This window comes from Paenibacillus sp. ICGEB2008 (assembly GCF_000307675.1).
GTDB classification, from domain to species: domain Bacteria; phylum Bacillota; class Bacilli; order Paenibacillales; family Paenibacillaceae; genus Paenibacillus; species Paenibacillus polymyxa.
Map to the genome: position 1 here is coordinate 49,597 of NZ_AMQU01000013.1, position 11,206 is coordinate 60,802.

The 11,206-nt window shown below is 46.0% G+C and carries 11 protein-coding genes, 1 rRNA gene and 1 other RNA gene; all 13 read left to right on the top strand.

The genetic code is table 11. The features are described from left to right. The first annotated feature begins 161 nt into the window (after positions 1–161). Positions 162–530, top strand: a complete 369-nt coding sequence (locus C400_RS0113040; protein WP_014599366.1) for a response regulator — start codon at positions 162–164, stop codon at positions 528–530. A gap of 248 nt (positions 531–778) precedes the next feature. Continuing rightward, complete coding sequence (gene fba / locus C400_RS0113050) at positions 779–1,633, top strand: class II fructose-1,6-bisphosphate aldolase (RefSeq protein WP_016818574.1); 855 nt, start codon at positions 779–781, stop codon at positions 1,631–1,633. Positions 1,634–1,858: 225 nt separating this feature from the next. Beyond that, complete coding sequence (locus C400_RS0113055; protein ID WP_016818575.1) at positions 1,859–3,112, top strand: UDP-N-acetylglucosamine 1-carboxyvinyltransferase; 1,254 nt, start codon at positions 1,859–1,861, stop codon at positions 3,110–3,112. Between the two features lie 259 nt (positions 3,113–3,371). Beyond that, on the top strand, positions 3,372–4,709 hold the full coding sequence (gene rho, locus C400_RS0113060; protein WP_016818576.1) for a transcription termination factor Rho: 1,338 nt from the start codon (positions 3,372–3,374) through the stop codon (positions 4,707–4,709). A gap of 94 nt (positions 4,710–4,803) precedes the next feature. Next, positions 4,804–6,075 (top strand): radical SAM protein, encoded by a 1,272-nt coding sequence (locus C400_RS0113065; RefSeq protein ID WP_016818577.1) that lies wholly within the window; start codon positions 4,804–4,806, stop codon positions 6,073–6,075. A gap of 152 nt (positions 6,076–6,227) precedes the next feature. Next, complete coding sequence (rpmE, locus tag C400_RS0113070) at positions 6,228–6,425, top strand: 50S ribosomal protein L31 (protein ID WP_016818578.1); 198 nt, start codon at positions 6,228–6,230, stop codon at positions 6,423–6,425. 111 nt (positions 6,426–6,536) lie between these two features. Continuing rightward, positions 6,537–6,803: signal recognition particle sRNA large type (ffs, locus tag C400_RS26450), an RNA gene on the top strand. 156 nt (positions 6,804–6,959) lie between these two features. Next, positions 6,960–8,711 (top strand): DNA polymerase III subunit gamma/tau, encoded by a 1,752-nt coding sequence (gene dnaX, locus C400_RS0113075; RefSeq protein WP_017427243.1) that lies wholly within the window; start codon positions 6,960–6,962, stop codon positions 8,709–8,711. A gap of 40 nt (positions 8,712–8,751) precedes the next feature. Further along, positions 8,752–9,063 carry a YbaB/EbfC family nucleoid-associated protein gene (locus C400_RS0113080; RefSeq protein WP_013368784.1) on the top strand — a complete coding sequence of 104 codons (312 nt, stop codon included), beginning with the start codon at positions 8,752–8,754 and terminating at the stop codon, positions 9,061–9,063. Positions 9,064–9,089: 26 nt separating this feature from the next. Then, a complete protein-coding gene (gene recR, locus C400_RS0113085; protein WP_016818580.1) occupies positions 9,090–9,689 on the top strand; it encodes a recombination mediator RecR in 600 nt (199 codons plus the stop codon). Between the two features lie 205 nt (positions 9,690–9,894). Further along, the gene (locus C400_RS0113090; RefSeq protein ID WP_016818581.1) at positions 9,895–10,206 is read left to right on the top strand and encodes a DUF2508 family protein; all 312 of its coding nucleotides are present in this window, start codon (positions 9,895–9,897) and stop codon (positions 10,204–10,206) included. Further along, a complete protein-coding gene (locus tag C400_RS0113095) occupies positions 10,203–10,478 on the top strand; it encodes a pro-sigmaK processing inhibitor BofA family protein (protein WP_016818582.1) in 276 nt (91 codons plus the stop codon). Before C400_RS0113090 ends, C400_RS0113095 begins: the two co-directional genes overlap by 4 nt. A 421-nt stretch (positions 10,479–10,899) precedes the next feature. Further along, positions 10,900–11,206: ribosomal RNA gene (locus tag C400_RS0113100) — 16S ribosomal RNA — on the top strand; the annotation flags it as partial.

An 11,206-nucleotide genomic window follows, 5' to 3' on the forward strand; every position in this document is an offset into this window, starting at 1 on the left:
CTGATTATGAAAGAATATTCCACAATTATGTATAAGAGCAGGATTTTCTTTTTGCAGGAGCGAATATAGTTTTAGGTATGGGACGGATATTGTACGTCATCGGACGCTGTTATGGCAATAGCTGCATGATCCTCGTTTTAAGATCTTAGGAGGTTAAAACATTGGAAAAGAAAAAAGTATTAATCGTCGATGACCAGAATGGAATACGGATTTTACTGATGGAAGTGTTCGGAAGTGAGGGTTATGAGACCTTTCAGGCAGCGAACGGGAAAATTGCTCTTGAGATTGTTGAGAAGGAACCACCTGATCTGGTTCTGCTCGATATGAAAATTCCAGGTATGGACGGACTTGAAATTCTGAAGCACCTAAAAAGCATGAATCCCGACATCAAGGTTATTATGATGACAGCGTATGGAGAACTGGACATGATTAAAGAGGCGACGGAGCTAGGTGCACTTATGCATTTTACCAAGCCCTTTGATATTGATGAAATGCGGATCGCCGTGAACAAACAACTCAGAGGTGACTAGGGAAGTCATTTTGGTTGAGAACTCTGTTAACAAAACAGGGTTTTTTGTTTGTGATTATGGGAAATACTGAAAGTAAATCCTCTCCTTATACAATTCTATGGAAAAACGGCGTCCTGAGCGTGATTTTTGTATGTGTTGATATGCAAAAGCTTGTTTAGTATTTAACATGGGTTGTGGTATAATAAGCCCGTATGTGATGTCGGCTAAAAATATAGACAAACCCAAACACCTTTAGGAGGACTGTAACCATGCCATTGGTATCTATGAAAGACATGTTGAACAAAGCACTCGAAGGAAAATATGCAGTAGGTCAATTCAATATTAATAACCTGGAGTGGACTCAAGCTATCTTGGGCGCTGCTGAAGAAGAAAAATCCCCAGTAATCTTGGGTGTTTCTGAAGGCGCAGCACGTCACATGGGCGGATTCTACACTGTTGTTAAAATGGTAGAAGGTCTTATTCATGACATGAAAATTACGGTTCCAGTTGCAATTCACTTGGACCACGGTTCTAGCTTTGACAAATGTAAAGAAGCAATCGACGCTGGTTTCACATCTGTTATGATTGACGATTCCCACAGCCCAATCGAGAAAAATATCGAAACAACGAAGAAAGTTGTTGAATATGCACATTCCAAAGGCGTTTCCGTTGAAGCTGAAGTTGGAATGGTTGGCGGTCAAGAAGATGATGTTGTAGGTGACGTAATGTACGCTAAGCTGGACGATTGTGTACGTATCGTTAAAGAAACAGGCATCGATACACTGGCTCCTGCACTGGGTTCTGTTCATGGACCATACAAAGGTGAACCAAACCTGGGCTTTAAAGAAATGGAAGAAATTCGCGATGCTGTGAAAATGCCACTCGTTCTTCATGGCGGAACAGGTATCCCTACACATGACATCCAAAAATCCATTTCCCTGGGTACTTCCAAAATCAACGTAAACACTGAAAACCAAATCGCATTTGCGAAAGTGGTTCGTGAAGTGCTTGCTGCAAAACCAGATGCTTACGATCCACGTACATTCATCCAACCAGGTCGTGAAGCAATCAAACAAACAGTTATCGGTAAAATCCGTGAGTTCGGTTCCAACAACAAAGCGTAATAAGTTCCAACTAGTCATGCCTCTGCATAGACTGGATGCATTTCTTCGTTGTAGCTGTAATTATGCTGCACAAAATATTTAAATCTGTACAGTTGAATAGTGTGGTATGGAAAGCACACCGCTTAGCCGGTGTCTTTCCATTTTAACCACTTAAAAAGTTGAAAGTTTATGGTTTCAGTTCATTGTTTGACCGACTGCAAAACACGTAGGGGGACCCTCAAGCTTATGGAAAAATTGATGATCACCGGTGGACGGCCGCTTCAGGGTACAGTTTCCATCAGCGGTGCCAAAAACAGTGCCATCGCCTTGATTCCCGCAGCCATTCTGGCAGAGTCGGAAGTCATTTTGGATAATTTGCCGCTGCTCAGTGATGTGGCGGTGTATTCCGAAATATTGGAGGAGCTTGGCGCAAAGGTTACCTGGGAAGGTAGCCAGATGAAGATAGACCCTTCCTCCATTAAATCCATTCCTATGCCGAATGGACCTGTTAAGAAATTACGAGCCTCTTATTATATGATGGGGGCCATGCTGGGCAGATTCAAGGAAGCGATCATCGGTTTGCCAGGAGGATGTAATTTTGAACCCCGGCCCATTGATCAGCATATCAAAGGTTTTGAAGCGCTGGGTGCCACGGTTACGAACGAGCACGGCGCTATTCATTTGCACGCCAAAGAACTGCGCGGCACCAAGATTTATTTGGATGTCAGCAGCGTAGGAGCAACCATTAATATTATGCTGGCGGCCGCACGTGCCAAAGGCGCCACAACTATTGAAAATGCGGCTAAAGAGCCTGAGATTATAGATGTAGCAACTCTGTTAAACTCCATGGGGGCGATTATTAAAGGCGCTGGTACGGAGACAATTCGTATTGAAGGTGTGTCGGAGCTGCATGGTTGCCGTCATTCCATCATACCTGACCGTATACAAGCAGGCACTTATATGATTGCTGCTGCGGCAACCCGTGGAAATGTATTGATTGACAATGTAATCCCCAAACATATGGAGGCTCTCACTGCCAAAATGCAGGAAATGGGCATCGGCATTGAGGAATATGATGAAAGTATTCGCGTACTGGGTGCACCTTCCTATGGGCATGTCGACGTTAAAGCCTTGGTATACCCCGGCTTCCCCACAGACTTACAATCTCCCATGACCAGCTTGCTAACCCAAGCTCAGGGTGTCAGTGTGTTGAGCGATTTTGTGTACAGCAATCGTTTTAAGCACGTCCCTGAACTGGTGCGAATGGGGGCTAAAATTCGCGTAGAGGGTCGGTCTGCCATTATTGAAGGTGGTCAACTGAATGCGGCTAAAGTGAAGGCTGCAGATCTGCGCGCCGGAGCGGCCCTTGTCATTGCTGGACTTACAGTAAGCGAAGGGGTAACCGAGGTGGCGGGTGTCGAGTATATTGACCGTGGTTATGATCATCTCGTTTCGAACCTGCGTCTTTTAGGCGCAGATGTGTGGCGGCAGACTGAGTAATTAAACCATGTACTTTGTTTGAATTTACTGTAACCAAAGCGGAATAACGGGTAACACCTATGCAGCCGCTGCTTGGTATAAGATTTGGTCCATACCTAACAATCTTTTATCAAAAAACCGGAATAATTCGGTATAATTCAGGCAGCTGGCTGCATAACTTTATTTGTTTTGGTTAAAATTATGTTGATGGTGTTTATGATATCATTGTCTATCATTTAATTGTATGAATGGACTTAATAATTGAATAGGTGGTTATTATATGGATCTGCAAATTTCCGATCTGGAAGAAATGAAGCTGACCGACCTGTACAAGCTGGCCAAGCAATACCAGATCCCGTACTACGGAACGCTCAAGAAGAAAGAATTAATTTTCGCCATCCTGCGCGCACAAGCTGAGAAGAGTGGATTAATGTTTATGCAGGGTGTTCTGGAAATACTTCCTGAAGGTTACGGCTTTCTGAGGCCGATCAACTATCTCCCGAGTACCGAAGATATTTACATCTCTGCTTCACAAATCCGCAAGTTTGACCTGAGAACGGGCGATCTCGTTTCCGGTAAATGCCGAACGCCGAAAGAAAACGAACGGTATTTTGGATTGCTTCAAGTTAACGCCGTCAATGGAAGAAGTCCTGAGCAAGCTGCTGAGCGGCTACATTTTCCTGCACTGACTCCACTGTATCCGCAAACCAAATTAGTCCTTGAAACTTCCCCCAACCATTTGTCTACGAGAATTATGGATGTACTGGCCCCTGTCGGACTTGGACAGCGCGGACTTATTGTGGCACCTCCCAAAGCTGGGAAGACGCTTCTCCTCAAAGAAATTGCCAATAGCATTTCTACCAACAATCCCGAGATTGAGCTATTTGTCTTGTTGATTGATGAACGCCCTGAAGAAGTGACTGACATGCAGCGTTCTGTCAAAGGTGAAGTTGTGGCCTCTACATTTGATGAACTTCCTGAAAATCACATCAAAGTGGCAGAACTGGTGTTGGAGCGTGCACTGCGTCTCGTAGAACATAAAAAGGATGTTGTCATCCTGTTGGATAGCATTACACGGTTGGCTCGTGCGTACAATCTCGTCATCCCTCCTTCTGGTCGTACTTTGAGTGGGGGTATTGATCCGGCAGCATTTCACCGTCCAAAACGCTTTTTTGGCGCAGCTCGGAATGTGGAGGAAGGCGGTAGCTTGACGATTCTTGCCACAGCGCTGATTGATACAGGATCTCGTATGGACGATATTATTTACGAAGAGTTCAAAGGCACAGGCAACATGGAGCTGCATTTGGACCGCAAACTGGCAGAACGTCGTATCTTTCCTGCGATTGATATTCGTCGTTCCGGTACACGTCGTGAGGAAGTGCTGTTGAACAAGGAAGAATTAGATACGATCTGGGCTATTCGTAAAAATATGACGGAAAGCCATGACTTTGTGGAAGGCTTCCTCAAAAAACTGCGTAACAGCAAAACCAACGCTGAGTTTTTAGCCTCGTTTGATTTGACAGCACCTTCTTCCAGCGGCTCGCAAGGTAGCTCTAGTGGCCAACAACGAAGAACTACGCGTTCTACCACAGCGTCGGTTCCCGCCACAACCAATTAAACCCAAACCATGTATTTTATCTGTTCCGTAAGTAGACAGCCATTACTATTCATTTGGTTAATGGCGCGTCTAATGGAACGAAAGGAGCTCCATAATGTATTTGGTGTATGCCGACGAAAAAGGCAATGTATATGATCATGCTTCTTTGTATGGGCTTGCCCGTAGTGCAGACATGATTGTTGAAATCATGGAGGATGAGCTTATTCCGTTGCCGGAAGGAGCTACACTGGTAAGCCTGCCCAGCACCCGCCCGGTCGGTATGAACCCTGAAACAGGGGAAATGGTCTCTCTTCCGGGAGATATGCAGGCAGTAGGGGCTTTGTTACCCCAAGGTTTTACTCGCCTATGTCTGCCGGGATATGTGAAGACGGATAAGGAGTATAAACTCCCCTTGTTCGGTTATTCGGCCGTTGTCTGGAAAGATGGGGCATTTTATGTGACGGCAGAGCAAAGTGACAGTCCTTCCAAATGGAATCCCGAAAACTGTGACCGCAATCAAGTTAAATTGGGAGTTCAGCGGATGACAGAGCAGTATCCCGAAAATAGGCTGTACCAGCATTTGTCTAACTGTGCGCTGGGGTACGAATGCCTTACTTCCTCGAATACGTTCCTGAATCGCTGGGAGGGGGGAGTTCCGGTATCTTATTCTTGTAATGCGGGCTGCTTTGGTTGTATATCTGAACAGCCGGATGACAGTGGTTTTGTATCTCCTCAGACAAGAATGAACTTCCGTCCCCGCGTGGAAGAGATTGTAGAAGTTATGTTGGAACATTTGAAGACACCTGAGTCTATCATCAGTTTTGGGCAAGGTTGTGAAGGTGAGCCCTCCACTCAAGCCAAACTGATTATTGATGCGATCAAAGAAGTACGTTCCGTTACAGATATGGGATATATTAATATCAACACCAATGCGGGATTGAATGATCATATCCGGGGAATTGTGGATGCGGGTCTTGATCTCATGCGAGTAAGCACAATTAGTGCATTGGACGACCATTACAATGCGTATTACAAGCCGCGCGGATACACGCTGGCTAATGTGGAAAAGTCACTCCGTTATGCGTCCGATCAGGGAGTGTATACGTCCATCAACTATTTGATTTTCCCGGGTGTAACAGACCGGGAGGAAGAAATTGAGGCAATGATTGAATTTGCCAAACGCACTAAGCTCAAGCTGATTCAAATGCGTAATCTGAATATTGATCCTGAAAGCTATCTGGAGTTGATTCCACCGGCTCAAGGGGAGATACTTGGTATGAAGCAAATGCTTGAGATTTATCGTGAGGAACTGCCGGATGTGGTTATCGGTTCTTACACTCATGTGCCGCCGCAAGGGCTGGCACGTCCCAAATTTGCCAGAACCTAAACGGTCGGGAGTTATTTGAAACACACCGATCTTACACTGTTTTGTGTGCTAAAAAGATGTTGAAACACTTATATTCAAGTGCTATAATTTGAACATGTGTTCATACAACTCTGGGCTGATAGGACGTTCAGGGCGGAAAGAGGTGAAAGTTAATGCAACAGGCTATTCAACCGAAGTATAACGTAACTAATGTTACTTGCGCTTGCGGGAATACGTTTGAAACTGGTTCTGTAAAGGAATCTCTGCGTGTGGAGATTTGCTCCGCTTGCCATCCGTTCTTCACAGGTAAGCAGAAGTTTATTGATGCTGGTGGACGTGTGGATCGTTTCAAAAAGAAATACGGTATGTAATAAGTTGCCGCAAGAGATAAAGTTATTAGAGCCTTCTGCAATTGCAGGAGGCTCTTTTTGTCGTTATTTGCTATTTGCATTTTGTGCAACCATGAGATATACTTATTTTCACCGTGCTAGATGGGGAGGTAGCGGTGCCCTGTAACTCGCAATCCGCTATAGCGAGGTTGAATTCCTGTTAGAGGTGTTGTTGATGTGAGGCTGGTCCCTGCGCACAATGTTGACGGTTGGGTCCTCCGCAATGAGTACTTGTGAACCTGGTCAGGTCCGGAAGGAAGCAGCCATAAGCAAGTCCACTCTTGTGCCGGAGGGTTGCCTAGCCCGAGTTGTTGCTCAGGGTTGCCGCTCGGATCACAACGATCAATAACAGGTGCACGGTATATACTTAGGGATTGAAACATCTTGGCAATTATGCGAAGGTGTTTTTTTGTGCTTATAATTTGAAATGTGTCTGGTTTAGATTCGGACGGGAGTATAGTATAATGAAGTGACCATAAATGGTCATGAAAGTGAATGGGAAAGAGGGAACGCGCATTGGAACATATAGCGTTGTACCGTGCTTGGCGGCCGCAGGCTTTCAAGGACATGGTAGGACAACAGCATATTATCCAGACATTGCAGAATGCCATCCGCGAAAATCGCACGTCCCATGCCTACCTGTTCAGTGGTCCGCGAGGAACGGGTAAGACCAGTGCGGCCAAAATTTTGGCCAAGGCAATCAACTGTGAGCATGGACCTGCGCCGGAACCTTGCAACGAATGCGAAGCCTGTAAACGGATCACGGCCGGAGCGGTCATGGATGTGCAGGAGATTGACGCAGCCTCTAACCGGGGTGTTGAAGAGATTCGTGATTTGCGCGATAAAGTCAAATATGCGCCCACAGAAGTGCGGCACAAGGTTTATATCATTGATGAAGTGCACATGCTGACGACGGAAGCGTTCAATGCGCTGCTCAAGACGCTGGAAGAGCCGCCGCCACACGTAATGTTTATATTGGCTACGACAGAGCCGCATCGGATTCCCGCGACAATTATTTCACGTTGCCAGCGTTTTGACTTTCGGCGAGTATCGCTGGAGGAGCAGACAGAGCGGCTTGACCTGATATGTCAACAGGAGAACATCCAGGCTGATTTGGATGCACTGCAATATATTGCACGTCTTTCAGATGGCGGGATGCGAGATGCGGTTAGCGTTTTGGATCAGATATCCTCGTTTACTGATGGCCGGGTTACGTATCAGCAGGTGCTGGATATGACGGGCGGGATCGCATCCGAGCAATTCGGTAAATTGGCCTTGGCATTACTGAAAGAAGATGTGGGCACAGTGCTCCAATTGATCGAGAACTTTATGCAGGAAGGTAAAAGTGCGGATAAGTGTATGGAGAATCTTCTGTACTATTTCCGAGATCTGCTAATGATCAAGATGGTGCCGCAGGCGACCAAAATGACGGAGCGAGTGCTGAATCCGGAGCAGTTTAAGGAAGTGGCAGATGCTTTTACCAAGGAGCAGCTCTTTGCAATGATCGACACCCTTAATCGTTATCAAGGTGAGATGAAATATGCCGTTCAGCCCCAAACTTTATTTGAGGTAGCTCTACTGAAGTTATGCAGCATTCCGGGGGAAGCGGGAACTGCTGCTCAGCCGACTGTACAGCGCTCTGGTGCTGCTGCTGGTCAGGAAGAAGTGGCCGTGTTAAAGCGCCAGCTTGCTGAGCTGGAAAAGAAGCTGGAACGTGCAATGCAAGGTGGCTTGGCCGCTGGAGCGGGTCAGGAGGCATCTTCAGGCGGTCGCCAGGCTTCTGGTGGTCGTGCCCCTGCTCCACGTCTTTCAGCGCCAGCTAAACTTCCTTCTCAGTTGGATCGCTATATCGCTGAGAAGTCAAGCGAAGCATTCGCAGCGGTGGGGCGCAAGTGGAGCCAGATTTTGCAAGGGGTAAAAGAGGCGAAAGTTACGGTTCATGCTTGGTTTATGGATGGTGAGCCGGTTTCTGTGTTAGAGGACAGTGTGCTGGTCGCGTTTAAAAACAACATTCATCGTGAAACTACCGAAAAGCCTGCCAATAAGCAGGTCATCGAGAAGGTTTTGCATGAGCAGTTGGGTCATCCTTATCGTTTGGTAACGATGATGCAAAAGGATTGGAATGCTGCGATTGAAGGAGTTTCTGACCAGCCTGCCGAAGAATTGCAACTGGAGCCGGAGCATGATGCGCCGGGAAAGTCCAAGGAGCCCTGGATTGATGAAGCGATTCAGCTGTTCGGGGAAGACCTGGTAGTCATTAAAGAATAATGAAATGTAGATGTATACTTCATTAAAGGAGATGATTGAAATGAACAATATGAACCAAATGATGAAGCAAGTGAAAAAAATGCAGGAACAAATGCTGAAAGCCCAAGAGGAGCTTGGTGGGAAAGTAATCGAAGGTTCTTCTGGTGGCGGTGTGGTAACTGTAGAGGTAAGTGGACATAAAAAAGTGTTGTCCATCACAATCAAACCGGAAGCTGTAGATCCTGATGATGTAGAAATGCTGCAAGACCTCGTACTCACTGCAGTCAATGATGCTTTGTCCAAAGCGGATGAACTGGCTAATGATGATATGGGTAAATTTACAGGTGGTATGAAAATTCCGGGCTTGTTCTAGTCTACTCATAAAGGAGAAACACGCTATTGCATTATCCCGAGCCGATTGCAAAGCTGATTGATGCTTTTACGCGCCTGCCGGGAGTAGGCCCAAAAACAGCTGCCCGGTTGGCTTTTCACGTACTGAAAATGAAGGAAGATGATGTGATTGATTTCGCCAAAGCGCTGGTCAATGTAAAACGAAATCTTCACTTTTGTTCAGTCTGCGGCAATATTACGGACACGGACCCTTGTCGGATCTGTCAGGACAAGACGAGGGATGCTTCCGTCATTTGTGTTGTTCAGGATGCCAAGGATTTGGTGGCTATGGAGCGTACCAAGGAGTTTGATGGTTTGTACCATGTACTTCACGGGGCAATCTCTCCGATGGAGGGGATTGGTCCTGAGGATATCAAACTCAAGGAGTTGCTGACCAGGCTCAGTGATGAACGCGTCAAGGAGTTGATTCTGGCTACGAATCCGAACATTGAAGGAGAGGCCACGGCTATGTACATTTCACGGCTAGTGCGTCCTTTTGAAATCAAGGTTACTCGTATTGCTCACGGTTTGCCTGTGGGCGGGGATTTGGAGTATGCCGACGAGGTCACCCTGTCCAAAGCGCTAGAAGGCCGCAGAGAGCTCAATTAGTAGGTGTAGTTATAAGTTCTGAGTCTGAAATGTCCTTGGGACATCCTTGATTTGCTTAGGGAGCCGTTACGGCTCCTTTTTTATTTGCATGAATAGATGGCTTTATAGTCGTTTCTGGTTCTAAGTTTGTCCTTTGTTCAATAAGTATGAATAAGGTGGTCTTGCAGACTGTACACATAATTCAGCTTGTGAGGAGGATGAATGAATGTGGGAACGGATGAAGCAAAATTTCCGTCGTCAGGAGAATGGGAAGACAGAAGCGGAGTATCGCCAGGAATTGTTTGCTCAGATTCGAGCTTCGCATGCGGAATGGTTAAGAGCACATCGTTTATTTCATGAAGCTACGGGTAAGGATGAAATCGACTACGCCATTTTTGTTCTGGAAGCTGCGGAGCGTAAATATCAAATACATTTAAAAAGCGCAAAGCAGCAAGGGCTACATCGTTTTCACCTGCCAGCAGATGAACCGGGGTATGCCAATGATGCTGACCGGGTTCACAAACGGAGAGCGGAATGAGAGGGGTAGTATGGCTTGTCTTGATTGCCTGTGCCGGATTACTGATGTACCTAATCCTCAAAAAACGTCTGGGGATCGGTTGGTTTGTAGTATTCGGAGCGCATATGGCTCTGGCAGCTATTGCACTGTATGTTATCAATTATTCAGGGTGGATTACACAGGTGTACATTCCGATTAACCCAGTGACGATGGGAGCAGTAACGATATTAGGCTTGCCAGGAATTGCGCTTTTACTGGGACTGAAAATAATATTGTTCGGACAGGCTGTCTGAAAAACATTATTGTAGCAGTTGTTAGGGAAGGGGAGTGTGCAAAAAAAGGATGGGGTTTGGTTAGTCTAATGCGGTATTGTTTTATTTTATAAATTATAGTTGACGACGAATTCTGAAATGTGATACATTAATTCTCGGCCTTTAAAGCCCGGGAATTTTTTGTGTGAGCAGTGCTTAAATAAAATTGAAAATAATTTAAAAAAAGTGTTGACTTAAATCCCGACCGTATGTTATATTAATTAAGTCGCCGCTGAGATGCGGTGGTGAAACAAAGTGAAGTATTAATGAAGGTTTGATCTTTGAAAACTGAACAACGAGTGAGTAAAATGATTTTGTTCGCAAAATCAAACAATGAGATATTTTATCTCGTCAGTTTCAAAATGAGCTAATCGCTCTTTCTATAACCAACTTCGGTTGGTCTTTAATGGAGAGTTTGATCCTGGCTCAGGACGAACGCTGGCGGCGTGCCTAATACATGCAAGTCGAGCGGGGTTGATTAGAAGCTTGCTTCTAATCAACCTAGCGGCGGACGGGTGAGTAACACGTAGGCAACCTGCCCACAAGACAGGGATAACTACCGGAAACGGTAGCTAATACCCGATACATCCTTTTCCTGCATGGGAGAAGGAGGAAAGGCGGAGCAATCTGTCACTTGTGGATGGGCCTGCGGCGCATTAGCTAGTTGGTGGGGTTAAAGGCCTACCAAGGACGATGCGTAGCCGACCTGA